Source organism: Stenotrophomonas sp. Steno-C15, from assembly GCF_056393265.1.
This window is the reverse complement of record NZ_JBWJPF010000032.1, coordinates 13,894-29,663: the sequence shown is the minus strand read 5'-3', so window position 1 is coordinate 29,663 and position 15,770 is coordinate 13,894. Positions and strand designations below refer to the sequence as shown.

Genomic DNA, 15,770 nt, shown 5'->3' with positions numbered 1-15,770 from the left:
GCCCATCCATGTCGAAGATCGAAGTTTCCTCCGCCACCATGACGCCGCGCGAGATCGTGCAGGAACTGGACCGGCACATCGTTGGCCAGCATGACGCCAAGCGCGCCGTGGCCATCGCCCTGCGCAACCGCTGGCGCCGCATGCAGCTGCCGGCCGAGCTGCGCAACGAGGTCATGCCGAAGAACATCCTGATGATCGGCCCGACCGGCGTCGGCAAGACCGAGATCGCGCGTCGCCTGGCCACGCTGGCCAATGCGCCGTTCGTGAAGGTCGAAGCGACCCGTTTCACCGAGGTCGGCTACGTCGGCAAGGACGTCGAACAGATCATCCGCGATCTGGCCGATACCGCGGTCAAGCTGTACCGCGAGCAGGCCAAGGTGCGCGTGCGCACCCAGGCCGAAGAACGTGCCGAAGACCGCATTCTCGATGCGCTGCTGCCACGCCGCAGCGGCGGCATCGGTTTCGACCCGGAAGTGGCGCGCAACGAGCCGTCGGCACAGGACAACGAAACCCGCATCAAGTTCCGCAAGATGCTGCGCAATGGTGAGCTGGACGAGCGCGAGATTGAACTGGATCTGGCCGCCAACGTCAGCATGGACATCATGACGCCGCCGGGCATGGAGGAGATGGGCCAGCAGCTGAAGTCCATGTTCGCCAATCTCGGCGGTGGTGCCAAGGCGCACAAGCGCACCTTGACCATCAAGGCGGCACGCCCGCTGCTGCTGGAGGAAGAAGCCGGCAAGCTGGTCAACGAGGACGATATCCGCACTGCGGCGATCGAAGCCTGCGAGCAGCATGGCATCGTCTTCATCGACGAGATCGACAAGGTTGCCAAGCGCGGTGACAACGTGGGTGGTGGCGACGTCTCGCGTGAAGGCGTGCAGCGCGATCTGCTGCCGCTGGTGGAAGGCTCGAACGTGTCGACCAAGTACGGCACGATCAAGACCGACCATATCCTGTTCATCGCTTCCGGTGCCTTCCATCTGGCCAAGCCGAGCGATCTGATTCCGGAGCTGCAGGGTCGTTTCCCGATCCGCGTGGAACTGGGCGCGCTGAGCAAGGGTGATTTCGTGCGCATCCTGACCGAGCCGAAGGCGGCGCTGACCAAGCAGTACGAAGCGCTGCTGGCCACCGAAGGCGTCAAGGTCAGCTTCACTGCCGACGCCATCGACCGCCTGGCCGAGATCGCCTTCCAGGTGAACGAGCGCCAGGAGAACATCGGTGCCCGCCGCCTGCATACGGTACTGGAGCGCCTGCTGGATTCGCTCAGCTACGAAGCGCCTGACCGCGATGGCGAGACCCTGGCCATCGACAGCGCTTACGTCGATGCGCATCTGGGTGAACTGGTGCAGGATCCGGACCTGAGCCGCTACATCCTGTAACGCAGAAGGCCGCCGAAAGGCGGCCTTCTTGTTTGAGGGATCCGACCCCTGTGCGCTCAGGCCTCCGGCAACGGCGCAGGTACGGTGCCCGGCTCGAACACGCCTTCCTTCACGTAGGCGGCCAGGGTCATGTCCAGCGCGAGCATGCCGTCGCGCTGGAGATCCATCAGATCCGGCTCGACCATCGCGCCATGCAGCACCCCCAGCACGGTCGCGTGCAGCATGCGCGCGGCGATCTTCGGGTCGGCGCCTTCGCGCAGCTGGCCCAGCGCCTGCGCGCGTCGCAGCGCACGCTCCATCCGGTCCAGCGCGTCGCGGAAACCGGCCTGCTGGAGTTCGGTCAGCACCTTGGTGTCGGCCGACGCATCGCTGCGCAGCATGATCTCCATGGTCTTGCGCAGGCGCTCGTCTTCGGACAGCTCGATGAAGGAATGGATCATCACCGCGCGCAGATCATGCACCGGCGTATCGCGCTGCTCGGTGGAGGTGCGCTCCAGCTCCTGCATGAAAGGCAGGTGCACCCGTTCGATGATCGCGGCCAGCACCTCGCCCTTGTTCTTGAAGTGCCAGTACACGGCGCCGCGGGTATAGCCGGCGCGGGCACCGATCATCTCCAGCGTGGTACGGGCCACGCCATGTTCATGGAAGCAGGCTTCGGCGGCGTCAAGGATGCCTTCCCGGGTTGCCTGGGTGTCCTCTTTGGTCTTGCGGGCCATGGGTACGAGTACGGGTGAAACCTGGCTGAATTGTACCTGTTTACAAACAAACAAGCATGTATGTATATTTCACCTCCATCGTTCCCGTCGTGTGCATGGCTGTCCTGTTCCGGCACCCATGCCTGCCCGGGTGGGCGTTGTACGTGAGGCCTCAACCCGTTCCCGGGAGGTGTCCGACGTATCAGCGCCTGCTGAGATTCTTCCTTCCAAGAGCCTTCCCCATGTTGCTGAGCCGAATCCGTCCCTTTGCGCTGTCGCTGGCCATCGCCACGACCGTGGCCGCCTGTGGCGGCGAACCCCAGGCCCCCGAACAGGGGCCCGGCCAGGTCAGCGTGGTCACGCTGAAGTCCGAGACCGTGGGCCTGACCCGCGAGTTGCCGGGCCGGACCAATGCCTTCCTGGTGGCCGAAGTCCGTCCGCAGGTCAGCGGCATCGTGGCCAAGCGCCTGTTTACCGAGGGCGGCATGGTCAAGGCCGGCGAGCCGTTGTACCAGCTGGATGACGCCAGCTACCGCGCCCAGGCCAACAGTGCCCGCGCACAGCTGGCCCGCGCCGAAGCCACGGCCAACGCCGCGCGCCTGAGTGCCAAGCGCATCACCGAGCTGGCCAAGGTCGATGCGGTCAGCCAGCAGGATCTGGAAAACGCCGTAGCCGCGCAGAAGCAGGCCGAGGCCGATGTCGGCGCCGCACGGGCTTCGCTGGATTCGGCCAACGTCACGCTGGGCTACGCCCGCATCACCGCGCCCATCAGCGGCCGCATCGGCAAGTCCAGCGTCACCCAGGGTGCGCTGGTGAACGCCGGCCAGGCCGACGCGCTGGCCACGGTGCAGCAGCTGGATCCGATCTATGTCGACCTCACCCAGTCCTCGGCCGAGCTGCTGCAGCTGCGCCGCGAGCTGGCCGCCGGCCGCCTGCAGGACAACCAGCAGACGCCGGTCAGCATCCTGCTGGAAGACGGCAGCGCTTTCGAGCACAAGGGCACGCTGGAGTTCTCCGAAGTCAGCGTCGATCCAGCCACCGGCAGCTTCGGCCTGCGGGTCAAGGTGGAAAACCCCGATGGCCTGCTGATGCCGGGCATGTACGTGCGCGCAGTGATCGGTGGCGGCGTGCGCAGCGACGCGGTGCTGGTGCCGATGCAGGGCATCGCCCGCGATGCCAAGGGTGACACCACGGCGATGGTGGTCGGCAAGGACAGCAAGGTCGAAGTCCGCCCGGTCAAGGTCAGCCGCACCATCGGCGACAAGTGGCTGGTCGAGGATGGCCTGAAGCCCGGCGACAAGGTCATCGTCGAAGGCCTGCAGAAGATCGGCCCCGGCATGCCGGTCAACGCCACCGAAAAGGGCGCCGCACCGGCCAAGCCGGCCGCTGCCCCGCCTGCGGCTCCGGCCGGCGACGCGAAGTAAGCGGAGAATTCCATGGCACGCTTTTTCATCGATCGACCCATCTTCGCGTGGGTCATCGCCATCATCATCATGCTCGCCGGCGGCCTGGCCCTGTTCAAGCTGCCGGTCTCGATGTATCCCAACGTCGCTCCGCCGGCGGTGGAAATCAGCGCCACCTACCCGGGTGCCTCGGCCAAAGTGGTCGAAGACTCGGTGACGCAGATCATCGAGCAGAACATGAAGGGGCTTGATGGCCTGATCTACTTCTCCTCCAACAGCTCGGCCAACGGCCAGGCGACCATCACCCTGACCTTCGAGAGCGGTACCAATCCCGACATCGCGCAGGTGCAGGTGCAGAACAAGCTGCAGCTGGCCATGCCGCTGCTGCCGCAGGAAGTGCAGCGGCAGGGCATCAACGTGGCCAAGTCCAGCTCGGGCTTCCTGAACGTGATCGCCTTCGTCTCCGAAGACGGCAGCATGGATGCCAACGACATCGCCGATTACGTCGGCTCCAATGTCGTCGATCGCCTGAGCCGAGTCCCGGGCGTGGGCAACATCCAGGTCTTCGGCGGCAAGTACGCCATGCGCATCTGGCTGGACCCGAACAAGCTGCATACCTATGGCCTGTCGGTGCCGGAAGTGACCGCAGCGATCCAGGCACAGAACGCACAGGTGGCGATCGGCCAGCTGGGCGGCGCGCCCTCGGTCAAGGGCCAGCAGCTCAACGCCACGATCAATGCGCAGTCGCGCCTGCAGACGCCGGAGCAGTTCCGCAACATCGTCGTGCGCGGCGCGCAGGACGGTGCCGAACTGCGCCTGGGTGATGTCGCCCGCGTCGAGCTGGGCGCGGAGTCCTACGACTTCGTCACCCGCTACAACGGCCAGCCGGCCAGCGGCCTGGCCGTCACCCTGGCCACCGGCGCCAATGCGCTCGACACCGCCGCCGGCGTGGATGCTGCGCTGGACGACCTGAAGAACTTCTTCCCGGCCGGCCTGAAGGCCGAGATTCCGTACGACACCACGCCGTTCGTACGCGTGTCGATCAAGGGCGTCGTGCAGACCCTGATCGAAGCGATCGTGCTGGTGTTCGTGGTGATGTACCTGTTCCTGCAGAACTTCCGCGCCACCCTGATCCCGACCATCGCCGTGCCGGTGGTGCTGCTGGGCACGTTCGGCGTACTGGCGATGCTCGGCTTCTCGGTGAACATGCTGACCATGTTCGCGATGGTGCTGGCGATCGGCCTGCTGGTGGACGACGCCATCGTGGTGGTGGAGAACGTCGAGCGCATCATGTCCGAGGAGGGCCTGTCGCCGCTGGAGGCCACCCGCAAGTCGATGGGCCAGATCACCGGTGCACTGGTCGGCATCGGCCTGGTGCTGTCGGCCGTCTTCGTGCCGATGGCCTTCATGAGTGGCTCCACCGGCGTGATCTACCGGCAGTTCTCGGCCACGATCGTTTCGGCGATGGCGCTGTCGGTGCTGGTCGCGATCGTACTGACCCCGGCGCTGTGCGCCACCCTGCTCAAGCCGCTGAAGAAGGGCGAGCATCATGTCGCCCACCGCGGCCTGGCCGGTCGCTTCTTCAACGGCTTCAACCGGGGTTTCGACCGCACCAGCGAAAGCTACCAGCGTGGTGTACGCGGCATCCTGAATCGTCCGTGGCGTTTCATGGGCATCGTCGCCGCGCTGTTCGTACTGATGGCGGTTCTGTTCGTGCGCCTGCCCAGCTCGTTCCTGCCCAATGAAGACCAGGGCGTGCTGATGGCGCTGGTGCAGGCCCCGGTCGGCGCCACCCAGGAACGTACCCTGGAATCGATCGCGGCACTGGAGAACCACTTCCTGGAGAACGAGAAGGCGGCGGTCGAGTCGGTGTTCTCGGTGCAGGGCTTCAGCTTCGCCGGCATGGGCCAGAACGCGGGCATGGCCTTCGTCAAGCTGAAGGACTGGAGCGAGCGTGACGCCGACAACGGCGTGATGCCGATCACCGGCCGCGCCATGGCTGCGCTGGGTGGGATCAAGGACGCCTTCATCTTCGCCTTCCCGCCGCCGGCGATCCCGGAGCTGGGTACCGCTTCGGGCTACACCTTCTTCCTGAAGGACAACAGCGGCCAGGGCCACGATGCACTGGTGGCCGCGCGTGACCAGCTGCTCGGCCTGGCGGCCGGCAGCAAGAAGCTGGCCAACGTCCGCCCGAACGGACAGGAAGACACGCCGCAGTTCCGCATTGACATCGACGTGGCCAAGGCAACGTCGCTGGGGCTGTCGATCGCCCAGGTCAATACCACCCTGGCCACCGCATGGGGCAGCGCGTACATCGATGATTTCGTCGATCGTGGCCGCGTCAAGCGCGTGTTCGTGCAGGCCGACCAGCCGTTCCGCATGGTGCCGGAGGACTTCGATCTCTGGTCGGTGAAGAACGACAAGGGCGAGATGGTTCCGTTCAGCGCCTTCGCCAGCAAGCACTGGGACTACGGCTCGCCGCGCCTGGAGCGCTACAACGGCGTGTCGGCAATGGAAATCCAGGGCGAACCGGCCCCGGGAGTCGCCTCCGGTGACGCCATGACCGAGATCGAGCAGCTGGCCAAGCAGCTGCCGGCGGGCTTCGGCATCGAGTGGACCGCGATGTCCTATCAGGAACGCCAGGCCGGCTCGCAGACCCCGCTGCTGTACACGCTGTCGCTGATGATCGTGTTCCTGTGCCTGGCCGCGATGTACGAAAGCTGGAGTGTTCCGACCGCCGTGCTGCTGGCCGCCCCGCTGGGTATCCTCGGCGCGGTGCTGGCCAACACCTTCAAGGGCCTGGAGCGCGACATCTACTTCCAGGTGGCAATGCTGACCACGGTGGGCCTGACCAGCAAGAACGCGATCCTGATCGTCGAGTTCGCCAAGGAAAACCTGGAGAAGGGGGCCGGCCTGATCGAATCGATCATGCATGCCGTGCGCGATCGCCTGCGTCCCATCGTGATGACCTCGCTTGCATTCGGCATGGGCGTGGTGCCGCTGGCGATCTCCACCGGTGCCGGTTCCGGCGCCAAGCAGGCCATCGGCATCGGCGTGCTGGGCGGCATGATCGTCGGCACCGCGCTGGGCGTGTTCTTCGTGCCGCTGTTCTTCGTGGTGGTGCAGCGCGTGTTCAAACGCAGGACCGCCGAGTGATGGAATCCGGCAGCGCCGGGCCATGCCCGGCGGATGCCTTACCACGTAGCTGCCGGGAACGGCCCGGCGCTACCACCGTGACCCCCAAGGTGTCGCCATGAAATTCTCTTCTCTTGCTGTATCCCTGGCCGCCGTGCTCACGGTCGCCGGCTGCTCCACCCTCGCGCCGAAGGACACGGCCGTTGCCCCGGCGATTCCTGCGCAGTGGCCGGCAGAGGCCACGCAGGGCCAGGTTGCCGATGTGGCCACGCTGGGCTGGCGTGACTTCTTCACCGATCCACGCCTGCAGCAGGTGATCGGCCAGGCGCTGGACAACAACCGCGACCTGCGTGTGGCCGTGCTCAATGTCGAGCGCGCACGCGGCCAGTACCGGGTGCAGCGCGCCGACCGGGTGCCGGGTGTGGCCATCACCGGGCAGATGGAGCGCACAGGTACGGATGCGGGAGTCACCGAGCAGTTCACTGCCGGCGTCGGCGTGGCCGAATTCGAGCTGGACCTGTTCGGCCGCGTGCGCAACCTCAGCGAAGCAGCCCTGCAGCAGTACTTTGCCATCGCCGCCAACCGCCGTAATGCACAGCTGAGCCTGGTGGCCGAGACGGCAACGGCGTGGCTGACCTACGGCGCCGACAGCCAGCAGCTGAAGATCGCCGAAGCGACGCTGAAGACCTATGAGGATTCGCTGCGCCTGGCAGAAGCACGCCATGAACGTGGCGGCAGTTCAGCACTGGAACTGACCCAGACCCGTACCCTGGTCGAAACCGCGCGCACCGATGCCGCACGCCTGCGCGGCCAGCTCGCGCAGGACCGCAATGCCCTGGCGCTGCTGGCCGGTGGCCAGGTCGACCCGGCTCTGCTGCCGGATGGCATCGAGCCGCAATTGCTGGCACTGGCCCCACCACCGGCCGGCCTGCCCAGCGACGTGCTGCTGCTGCGCCCGGACATCATGGCGGCCGAACACCAGTTGCTGGCCGCCAACGCCAACATCGGCGCTGCCCGAGCAGCGTTCTTCCCGAGCATTTCGCTGACAGGCAGCATCGGCAGCGGATCGAATGAACTGTCGAACCTCTTCGACAGCGGGACGCGCGTGTGGAGCTTCCTGCCGAAGATCACCCTGCCGATCTTCCAGGGCGGCCGTCTGCGTGCCAATCTCGACATCGCCAATGCAGATCGTGATATCGCATTGGCGCAGTACGAGAAGGCGATCCAGAACGGCTTCCGCGAAGCGGCGGATGCGCTGGCGATGAACGTCAGCCTGGATGAGCAGGTCAGCGCGCAGCAGCGTCTGGTCGACGCGGCCGAGCAGGCCAACCGGCTGTCGCAGGCGCGCTATGACGCCGGCCTGGACAGCTTCGTCAGTCTGCTCGACGCGCGTCGTACGGCCTACAGCGCGCAGCAGACGCGGCTGCAGGCGCAGCTGGCCCAGCAGGCCAACCGCATCACGCTGTACAAGGTGCTGGGCGGCGGCTGGCACGAACGCAGCTGACGGGACGCGCCGGGCATGGCCCGGCGCTACCTGTCGGTGGGATTGCGGTAGCGCTAGGTCATATCCGGCGGCGCTTCGATCAGGCCTTCGCAGGGCCTGACGCAGGCCGCGCTACGCGCTCGCCGGGCATGGTCCGACGTGGATTACGGTAGCGCCGGGTCATACCCGGCGGCGCTTCGATCAGGTGTTCGCAGGTCGTCAGGGCTACACCGCTTCGTCATCACGGCGCACCGTGTGGCAGGCCCGCACACGGGCCAGGGCGTCGCCGGCTTCGCGTGCCATCCGCTCATACTCGGCGCGGATCTCTTCCAGCCGCTGCTCGTCCAGTTCTTCCAGATCCAGCAGCTCGTTGTTGGCTTCCGCGGTGGCCCGGATCAGTTCGTCCAGCTTGATCTGCATCGCCGCGGTATCGGCGTTCTGCGTGTGCTGGATCAGGAAGACCATCAGGAAGGTGATGATGGTGGTGCCGGTGTTGATGACCAGCTGCCAGGTGTCGTTGAAGCCGAACACCGGGCCGGAGATGCCCCACACCACCACGATGGCTACTGCGACCAGAAAGGTCCACGGAGAGCCGGTGGCGGCCGCGGCCTTCTTGGCGATGGTATTGAACAGGTTTCTTGCTTTCATCGTCGTCGTCCCGCTGGGATGACGTGATGATCGGCGCGTGGCCGTGCAGCCTGCGTGCAGCAGGCCTGCTCAGGCGCGCAGCCGCGGTGCGTCCTGCAGGCGCACGCGGCTGGCCTGGTAGACGTGCTGCCAGCAGCGGTCAACGAACTCGCGGGCCTGTGCTTCGCTCAGCCGCGGCATGATCTGCAGCGCATACTGGGTCTGGAACATCTCGTCACGCTGCGCGTTGCTGGCGCGCGGCTGGGTGATCAGCGAATCGCAGGCGAACTTGATCCAGGGCACGTAGGAGCCGAACGAATTATGAGGCAGCGCACCGTCGGCATGCTGGCGGCGCCAGTGGTCGAGTTCCGCATCGACGTCGATGACCGGGGGAATGGCGGGGACTTCAGTGTGCATGTCGATCCAATCGGTTGAGGTGGACGTGGAGTGGGGGGAATCGCAGTGTTGCCTGATCACCGGTGGAAGCGGTGTCATCGCAATGTGGAAACAGCGTTGCGATTGCCGATCAGTTGGGCGTGCTCGACCACGCCGAGGTCTTCAGCGATGTCCGCCATCGCGTTGCACAGGCGGACGTGGTCGCGTGGATGGTCGCGCACCAGTTCCAGCTGCATGCTCTGATAAGCGGTCCAGAACAGGGCGCCGCGCCGATGCAACCGATATTGGCCCCGCAGGCGGGCGTGGATTCCGTCAAGGATCAGATTGGGCGTGGGGCTTGCAGCGTGCGCGCACATGGCTGGCTCCGCCGGGGTAGGGGGCCCCGGTAACCCCACCGTAGGCGTGCCGGAGCGATGGGGTGTTACCGCAGCGTGTGCATGTGTGCCGACGGAGTGCGCAGCGCGTCACATCGAACGCCGCAGACGCTGACTGCACAAGGGCCTGCCGCGGATGAAGCGTTCATTAAACGCGCGCCGCGTTCAGTCCACGGCACTCATTCGCCAATATCTTCGTTCCAGATCTCGGGATATTGCGCAATGAAGCCGCCGAGCAGGTCGACGCATTCCTGGCTGTCGAGGTCGATCACATTGACGCCGTTTTCGCGCAGCCAGTCGATGCCACCCTGGAACGTGCGGGACTCGCCGACCACCACGGTGCCGATGTTGAACTGGCGCACCAGTCCCGAGCAGTACCAGCACGGGGCCAGGGTGGTCACCATGATCGTGTCGCGGTAGCGACGCTGGCGCCCGGCCTTGCGGAAGGCGTCGGTCTCGCCGTGCACCGAGGGATCGCCTTCCTGCACCCGGCGGTTGTGGCCGCAGCCGAGCAGGCGACCGTCGTTGTGGTACAGCGCCGCGCCGATCGGCACGCCGCCCTCGGCCAGGCCCTGGCGGGCTTCGGCGATGGCGGTCTGCAGCAGGGCCTGGTAATCAGGTGTGGTGATCATGCGGGGCTCCGGAAGGTCATGGGCTGCCATGATAAGGCGCCGTTCCCCCGCAGCGGCCCTGGCGGTGCGATAATCGGGACATGAGCGAATCCCCCTACAAATCCGGTACCACCCATTTCGGGTTCCGCGACGTCGCCGCCAAGGACAAGCAGAAGCTGGTCGGGCAGGTGTTCACCTCGGTCGCGCGCAACTACGACCTGATGAACGACCTGATGAGCCTGGGCGTGCACCGGGCGTGGAAGCGTTACTACGTGGCGACCGCGCAGGTGAAGCCCGGTGACCGCGTGCTTGACCTCGCGGGGGGCACTGGCGACATTGCCGCCCTGCTGAAGGAGCGCGTCGGCGCCGAAGGTTCGGTGGTTCTGGGCGACATCAATGCCGGCATGCTGTCGGTGGGCCGTGATCGCCTCACCAACCGCGGCCTGGTGCTGGGCCTGGACTACGTCCAGTGCAATGCCGAGGCCCTGCCGTTCCCGGACAACAGCTTCGACCTGGTCACCATCGCCTTCGGCCTGCGCAACGTGACCGACAAGGATGCCGGCCTGCGCGAGATGTACCGCGTGCTCAAGGTCGGCGGCCAGGCGCGTGTGCTGGAGTTCTCCGAGGTCACCGCCGACTGGTTCAAGCCGATCTACGACTTCCACTCGTTCAAGATCCTGCCGAAGCTGGGCAAGCTGTTCGCCAATGATTCGGACAGCTACCAGTACCTGGCCGAGAGCATCCGCAAGCATCCGCCGCAGGACGAGCTGAAGGCCATGATGGGCGAGGCCGGTTTCGAGCGCTGCCACTACAAGAACCTGACCGGCGGCATCGTGTCGATCCACTCCGGCTACAAGCTGTAAGCCTTGCCCTTGGTGGGTGCCAACCTTGGTTGGCACTCGGCCGCTGCGGTCATCCGCTCTGGTAGGTGCCGACCTTGGTCGGCACGGGCCTGCCACATGCGTTGATGGATCCGTGCCAACCAAGGTTGGCACCTACCCAGGGCGCCGCCGCAGGATCGGCCTTGGCCGCCTTACCCCGCACCGCGCAACGCCTGCGGGGCCGGAGGGAGGTACCATTGGGGTTTGCTCCCCGTAACGGTCCCGATTCATGCGCAATCCGCTGATGCTCCTTCCGTTGGCCGTGGCCCTGGCCGCCGGCTGCTCCCAGGAGGCGGCCGCGCCCGCCGCCGCCCCGACTGCCGAAAAGGCCCCCGCCGCTCCCGTGAACGCCGAGAACCGCAGCCACGACGAAAGCTCGTACGCCGAGCCGGACAAGGTCGTCATCAAGGACATCGCGCTGGACCTGAAGCTGGACTTCGACCAGAAGCAGATCGGCGGTACCGCGACCTACACCCTGGAATGGAAGCAGAAGGACGCCACGCAGCTGGTGCTCGACACCCGCGAGCTGACCGTGTCCAAGGTCGAAGCCGTTGCCGCCGACGGCGCACGCAGCCCGCTGAAGTTCGAGCTGGCGGCGGCCGACAAGGTGTTCGGCAGCAAGCTGACCATCGAGGCCCCGCAGCAGCCGGCCAAGGTCGAGGTGACCTACCACACCGCGCCGACCGCCTCGGGCCTGCAGTGGCTGGCGCCCTCGATGACCGAAGGCAAGAAGCTGCCCTTCATGTTCAGCCAGTCGCAGGCCATCCATGCCCGTTCCTGGGTGCCGCTGCAGGACACCCCGAGCGTGCGCTTCACCTACAGCGCGCACGTGGTCTCGCGCCCGGACGTCATGGTGCTGATGAGCGCCGACAACGACCCCAAGGCCGCGCGTGATGGTGACTACACCTTCAAGATGCCGCAGCCGATCCCGTCCTACCTGCTGGCGATCGCCGCCGGCGATCTGGTGTTCGAGCCGATCTCCGGCCGCTCCGGCGTCTGGGCCGAACCGACCATGGTCGGCAAGGCGGCCAAGGAGTTCGAGGACACCGAGAAGATGATTGGTGCTGCCGAGAAGCTGTACGGCGAGTACCGCTGGGGCCGTTACGACATGCTGGTACTGCCGCCCTCGTTCCCGTTCGGCGGCATGGAGAACCCGCGCCTGACCTTCGCCACCCCGACCGTGATCGTCGGCGACAAGTCGCTGGTCTCGCTGGTCGCCCACGAACTGGCGCACAGCTGGTCGGGCAACCTGGTGACCAACGCGAGCTGGAAGGACATCTGGCTCAACGAAGGCTTCACCACCTACGTCCAGGGCCGCATCACCGAGGCCCTGTACGGCAAGGAGATGGCCGAAATGGAGCGGCAGATCGACCAGACCGATCTGCTGGCGGAAGTGAAGGACATGAGCCCCGCCGACCAAGCGCTGGCGCTGCCGCCGCTGAACGAGCGTGACCCCGATGAAGCCCTGAGCCAGGTGGCCTACGTCAAGGGTTCCTGGTTCCTGGAGTTCCTGGAACAGCGCTTCGGCCGCGAGACCTTCGATCCGTTCCTGCGCGGCTGGTTCGATGACCACGCCTTCCAGAGCGCGAATACCGACCAGTTCGTCGAGTACCTGAAGAAGAATCTGCTGCCGAAGAACCCGTCGGCAGTGACGGAAGCCGAACTGAAGGCATGGCTGGACGAGCCGGGCATCCCGGCGTTCGCGGCCAAGGCGCAGTCGCGCAACTTCAGCAGCGTCGATACCGCGCGCATCGCCTTCACCAGCGCAGGCACCGTGCCCAGCAGCCAGGTCATCGCTGACTGGAGCACCCAGGAGTGGGTGCGCTTCATCGACGGCCTGGGCACGACCCAGCCGCTGGACACGCTGGCCACGCTGGACAAGGCCTTCCACTTCACGGGCACGCCGAATGGCGAGATCGCCATGCGCTGGTATCCGCTGGCCATCCGCAGCGGCTACGAGCCGGCCAATGAGGCCGCGGCGGCATTCATCGAGCGTGTCGGCCGTCGCAAGCTGATCCTGCCGATCTACGCCGAACTGGTGAAAACGCCGAAGGGGCTGGAGCTGGCCAAGCAGGCCTTCGAGAAAGCCAAGCCGGGCTACCATCCGATCACCACTGCCTCGGTCCAGGACATGCTGGCCAAGGCCGAAGCCAAGTAAGAACAAGCGCCGGGCCCTGCCCGGCGCTTTTTTTGTAGAGTCGAGCCATGCGCGACTTTGCAAGCATGCGAAAAACACGAAGGACCTCTGCCATGAAACGACTGATCCTGCTCACCGCCTGCACCCTGGCCCTGGCCGCCTGCAGCAATCCCGAAGAAGAGCGCAAGGCGCAGGAAGCCGCCGCGGCCGCCGTTCAGGCGCAGAAGGAAGCCAAGGCCGAGGACGTGGCCAGGCAGTACGACATGGCCGTCGCCGCGCAGGACTGGGAGCGCGCGCGACTGCATGGCGCCGCGCTGCTGGATGAGTACAAGGACACGGCCGCCGCCGAGCGCATCGCCGCAGGCTTCGAAGAGGTCAAGGCCAAGGGCGATGCCGCGCGCGACCTGCGCCGCATGCAGGCGCTGTGGCAGTACAACCAGATCCCGGTCGGCAACAAGGGCAACCAGATTTCGGCGCAGATCTACAGCAAGGAACGGGTGGACGTGGATGGCAGCGGCGCAAAGCCGGTGCAGCTGGTGTTCCGCGATCACCCGGAGTGGAAGCGGCACGCCTACCTGGTGCTGCAGGCCGGCGATTTCCGCTGCCCGCAGTGTACGGTGAAGGTGACCGTGGACGACGGCAAGCCGGTGTCGATGGCCGCCTGGCGGCCGCAGACCGATGAGGCGATTGCGCTGTTCATCACCGATCAGAAGGCGCTGTGGAAGCTTGCGCGCAAGGGCAAGTCGATCAGCATCGAGTTCCCGGTCAAGGCCGGCGGCACCCGCACGGCGGTGTTCGAGACCGGGGGCGTGGACGCAAGCCGCATGCCGTCGTGGTGGCAGTGATGATCGCGACGGGCAGCGCAGTGCACGCGTTGTCCGCGATCCGGCACTGGGTGTTCGACATGGACGGCACGCTGACTGTGGCCGTGCATGATTTCGCCGCGATCCGCCGCGCACTGGAGATCGCCGCCGAGGAAGACATCCTCGACCATATCGCGGCGCTGCCTGACGCATCGGCGCAGGCCAAGCGTGAGTGGTTGCTGGACCACGAGCGCGGGCTGGCCGAGGAGGCGTTGCCGGCACCGGGCGCGGTGAAGCTGCTGCGCGCGCTGGCGGCGGCTGGCTGCCGGCTGGGCATCCTGACCCGCAACGACCATGCGCTGGCGAAGCTGACGCTGGAGGCGATCGGGGTCGGGGAACTGTTCGACGATGCCGACATCATCGGCCGCGAAGAAGCGGTGCCCAAGCCCTCGCCGGATGGCCTGCAGCAGCACCTGCGGCGCTGGGGCATTGCCGCCGCGCAGGCGGTGATGGTGGGTGACCACGCCTATGATCTGGACTGCGGCCGTGCCGCCGGCACCCACACCGTGCTGGTCAACCTGCCTGACAACCCGTGGCCGGGCCGCGCGGATTGGCACTTCGCCGATTGCCGCGCCCTGTTGGCAGCGTGGCAGGGCGCATGACCGTGTAGAGCCGAGCCCACGCTCGGCTGCTCTGCGGTCAGATCGCGCTGGCGCGCGCAAGCCGAGCATGGGCTCGGCTCTACAGACAGCAGGCAACGTGTCGGTCGGAAGTTCCGGTGGTGCCGGCCGCTGGCCGGCAGTGTCGACCCAGGTCGACACCCACCGAGCAGATGCGCGGGCAGTTCGGTTTACGCGCCCAGCGCGTAACCGAACTGCTGCTTGAACTGCTCGTTGAACTCATCGAAGGTGAAGCGCTGGTTCTGGGTGCCCGGGTGCTCGACCTTCAGTGCGCCCATCAGGTTGCCCATGCGGCCGATGGTCAGCCAGTCGTAGCCCTTCTGGATGCCGTAGATCAGGCCGGCGCGGAAGGCATCGCCGCAGCCGGTCGGATCGACCACACGGCGCTCGTGCGCCGGCGGGATGTCGTAGCTCTTGTCCGGCGTGTGGATGACCGCGCCCTTCGGGCCGCGGGTGGTGATGTAGGCCTGCACGCGGCTGACGATTTCCTTCTCGTCCCAGCCGGTGCGTTCCTGCAGCAGGTTCGACTCGTAGTCGTTGACCACCACGTAGTCGGCCTGCTCGATGAACTGGCGCAGCTCCGGTCCGTTGAACAGCGGCATGGCCTGGCCCGGGTCGAAGATGAACGGGATGCCGTCCTCGTGGAACTCCAGCGCGTTCTGGATCATGCCTTCGCGGCCGTCCGGGCCGACCAGGCCCAGGGTCACGCCCGGCACGCCACGCACGTGGTTCTCGTAGGAACGCATCATCGCGCCCGGGTGGAAGGCGGTGATCTGGTTGTTGTCGTGGTCGGTGGTGATGAACGCCTGCGGGGTGAACAGCTCATCGATCACGCGCACGCGCGACAGGTCGATGCCCAGGCCATCGAAGTACTCGCGGTACGGGCCGAAGTCCGAGCCGACCGTGCCCATCGGGATCGGGTGGCCCCCCAGCAGGTGCAGGTTGTAGGCGATGTTGCCGGCGCAGCCGCCGAACTCGCGGCGCATCCGCGGGACCAGGAACGACACGTTCAGGATGTGCACCTTGTCCGGCAGGATGTGATTCTTGAACTGGTCCGGAAACACCATGATGGTGTCGAAGGCAAGAGAACCACAGATCAGAGCGGACATCGATGTAAGCCTATGCGGTGAATTTTGGGGTGGGCCTGCCCGCTTCGACGGGCA

14 protein-coding genes are annotated in these 15,770 nt (G+C 66.1%); 8 read left to right on the top strand and 6 right to left on the bottom strand.

The window, feature by feature from the left end; all coding sequences use genetic code 11:
- Nucleotides 1–8 precede the first annotated feature (8 nt).
- The gene (gene hslU / locus AC06FB_RS17465; RefSeq protein WP_053520175.1) at nucleotides 9–1,382 is read left to right on the top strand and encodes an ATP-dependent protease ATPase subunit HslU; all 1,374 of its coding nucleotides are present in this window, start codon (nucleotides 9–11) and stop codon (nucleotides 1,380–1,382) included.
- A 56-nt stretch (nucleotides 1,383–1,438) separates the two neighbouring features.
- Here hslU and AC06FB_RS17460 read toward each other — a convergent pair whose 3' ends face one another.
- Nucleotides 1,439–2,098, bottom strand: coding sequence for a TetR family transcriptional regulator (locus AC06FB_RS17460; protein ID WP_065175175.1), 660 nt, complete (start codon nucleotides 2,096–2,098; stop codon nucleotides 1,439–1,441).
- Nucleotides 2,099–2,319: 221 nt separating this feature from the next.
- Here AC06FB_RS17460 and smeD point away from each other — a divergent pair, with 221 nt between their 5' ends.
- From smeD to smeF, 3 genes are all read left to right on the top strand, one after another.
- Nucleotides 2,320–3,501: a multidrug efflux RND transporter periplasmic adaptor subunit SmeD gene (gene smeD / locus AC06FB_RS17455; RefSeq protein ID WP_065175174.1), complete on the top strand. Its 1,182-nt coding sequence runs from the start codon at nucleotides 2,320–2,322 to the stop codon at nucleotides 3,499–3,501.
- Nucleotides 3,502–3,513: 12 nt separating this feature from the next.
- Nucleotides 3,514–6,636 (top strand): multidrug efflux RND transporter permease subunit SmeE, encoded by a 3,123-nt coding sequence (gene smeE / locus AC06FB_RS17450; RefSeq protein WP_346480545.1) that lies wholly within the window; start codon nucleotides 3,514–3,516, stop codon nucleotides 6,634–6,636.
- 97 nt (nucleotides 6,637–6,733) lie between these two features.
- Entirely contained in the window at nucleotides 6,734–8,119 is a 1,386-nt protein-coding gene (gene smeF / locus AC06FB_RS17445; RefSeq protein WP_164150669.1) for a multidrug efflux RND transporter outer membrane subunit SmeF, read from the top strand.
- 204 nt (nucleotides 8,120–8,323) lie between these two features.
- Here the strand turns inward: smeF and AC06FB_RS17440 are convergent, their stop codons facing one another.
- The 4 genes from AC06FB_RS17440 to AC06FB_RS17425 form a co-directional block, all read right to left on the bottom strand.
- Complete coding sequence (locus AC06FB_RS17440; RefSeq protein WP_111186203.1) at nucleotides 8,324–8,746, bottom strand: low affinity iron permease family protein; 423 nt, start codon at nucleotides 8,744–8,746, stop codon at nucleotides 8,324–8,326.
- 69 nt (nucleotides 8,747–8,815) lie between these two features.
- Nucleotides 8,816–9,142 (bottom strand): hypothetical protein, encoded by a 327-nt coding sequence (locus AC06FB_RS17435; protein WP_111186202.1) that lies wholly within the window; start codon nucleotides 9,140–9,142, stop codon nucleotides 8,816–8,818.
- Between the two features lie 74 nt (nucleotides 9,143–9,216).
- The gene (locus tag AC06FB_RS17430; protein WP_193396466.1) at nucleotides 9,217–9,477 is read right to left on the bottom strand and encodes a hypothetical protein; all 261 of its coding nucleotides are present in this window, start codon (nucleotides 9,475–9,477) and stop codon (nucleotides 9,217–9,219) included.
- Nucleotides 9,478–9,674: 197 nt separating this feature from the next.
- The gene (locus AC06FB_RS17425; RefSeq protein WP_065175170.1) at nucleotides 9,675–10,127 is read right to left on the bottom strand and encodes a nucleoside deaminase; all 453 of its coding nucleotides are present in this window, start codon (nucleotides 10,125–10,127) and stop codon (nucleotides 9,675–9,677) included.
- Nucleotides 10,128–10,207: 80 nt separating this feature from the next.
- Here AC06FB_RS17425 and ubiE point away from each other — a divergent pair, with 80 nt between their 5' ends.
- From ubiE to AC06FB_RS17405, 4 genes are all read left to right on the top strand, one after another.
- Nucleotides 10,208–10,969 (top strand): bifunctional demethylmenaquinone methyltransferase/2-methoxy-6-polyprenyl-1,4-benzoquinol methylase UbiE, encoded by a 762-nt coding sequence (gene ubiE, locus AC06FB_RS17420; protein ID WP_053520441.1) that lies wholly within the window; start codon nucleotides 10,208–10,210, stop codon nucleotides 10,967–10,969.
- A gap of 247 nt (nucleotides 10,970–11,216) precedes the next feature.
- On the top strand, nucleotides 11,217–13,145 hold the full coding sequence (locus AC06FB_RS17415; protein ID WP_111186200.1) for a M1 family metallopeptidase: 1,929 nt from the start codon (nucleotides 11,217–11,219) through the stop codon (nucleotides 13,143–13,145).
- A 92-nt stretch (nucleotides 13,146–13,237) separates the two neighbouring features.
- Entirely contained in the window at nucleotides 13,238–13,969 is a 732-nt protein-coding gene (locus AC06FB_RS17410; protein ID WP_197571614.1) for a hypothetical protein, read from the top strand.
- On the top strand, nucleotides 13,969–14,589 hold the full coding sequence (locus AC06FB_RS17405) for an HAD family hydrolase (protein ID WP_111186198.1): 621 nt from the start codon (nucleotides 13,969–13,971) through the stop codon (nucleotides 14,587–14,589). The genes AC06FB_RS17410 and AC06FB_RS17405 overlap by 1 nt, the downstream gene beginning before the upstream one ends.
- 188 nt (nucleotides 14,590–14,777) lie before the next feature.
- Here the strand turns inward: AC06FB_RS17405 and AC06FB_RS17400 are convergent, their stop codons facing one another.
- The gene (locus AC06FB_RS17400; protein WP_053519641.1) at nucleotides 14,778–15,716 is read right to left on the bottom strand and encodes a carbohydrate kinase family protein; all 939 of its coding nucleotides are present in this window, start codon (nucleotides 15,714–15,716) and stop codon (nucleotides 14,778–14,780) included.
- Between the last annotated feature and the right edge of the window lie 54 nt (nucleotides 15,717–15,770).

What these genes read in the sequence shown, in the direction of transcription:
- hslU (WP_053520175.1), top strand. Translation starts at nt 9, where the DNA reads ATGTCGAAGATCGAAGTTTCCTCCGCCACCATGACGCCGCGCGAGATC.
- AC06FB_RS17460 (WP_065175175.1), bottom strand. Translation starts at nt 2,098, where the DNA reads ATGGCCCGCAAGACCAAAGAGGACACCCAGGCAACCCGGGAAGGCATC.
- smeD (WP_065175174.1), top strand. Translation starts at nt 2,320, where the DNA reads ATGTTGCTGAGCCGAATCCGTCCCTTTGCGCTGTCGCTGGCCATCGCC.
- smeE (WP_346480545.1), top strand. Translation starts at nt 3,514, where the DNA reads ATGGCACGCTTTTTCATCGATCGACCCATCTTCGCGTGGGTCATCGCC.
- smeF (WP_164150669.1), top strand. Translation starts at nt 6,734, where the DNA reads ATGAAATTCTCTTCTCTTGCTGTATCCCTGGCCGCCGTGCTCACGGTC.
- AC06FB_RS17440 (WP_111186203.1), bottom strand. Translation starts at nt 8,746, where the DNA reads ATGAAAGCAAGAAACCTGTTCAATACCATCGCCAAGAAGGCCGCGGCC.
- AC06FB_RS17435 (WP_111186202.1), bottom strand. Translation starts at nt 9,142, where the DNA reads ATGCACACTGAAGTCCCCGCCATTCCCCCGGTCATCGACGTCGATGCG.
- AC06FB_RS17430 (WP_193396466.1), bottom strand. Translation starts at nt 9,477, where the DNA reads ATGTGCGCGCACGCTGCAAGCCCCACGCCCAATCTGATCCTTGACGGA.
- AC06FB_RS17425 (WP_065175170.1), bottom strand. Translation starts at nt 10,127, where the DNA reads ATGATCACCACACCTGATTACCAGGCCCTGCTGCAGACCGCCATCGCC.
- ubiE (WP_053520441.1), top strand. Translation starts at nt 10,208, where the DNA reads ATGAGCGAATCCCCCTACAAATCCGGTACCACCCATTTCGGGTTCCGC.
- AC06FB_RS17415 (WP_111186200.1), top strand. Translation starts at nt 11,217, where the DNA reads ATGCGCAATCCGCTGATGCTCCTTCCGTTGGCCGTGGCCCTGGCCGCC.
- AC06FB_RS17410 (WP_197571614.1), top strand. Translation starts at nt 13,238, where the DNA reads ATGAAACGACTGATCCTGCTCACCGCCTGCACCCTGGCCCTGGCCGCC.
- AC06FB_RS17405 (WP_111186198.1), top strand. Translation starts at nt 13,969, where the DNA reads ATGATCGCGACGGGCAGCGCAGTGCACGCGTTGTCCGCGATCCGGCAC.
- AC06FB_RS17400 (WP_053519641.1), bottom strand. Translation starts at nt 15,716, where the DNA reads ATGTCCGCTCTGATCTGTGGTTCTCTTGCCTTCGACACCATCATGGTG.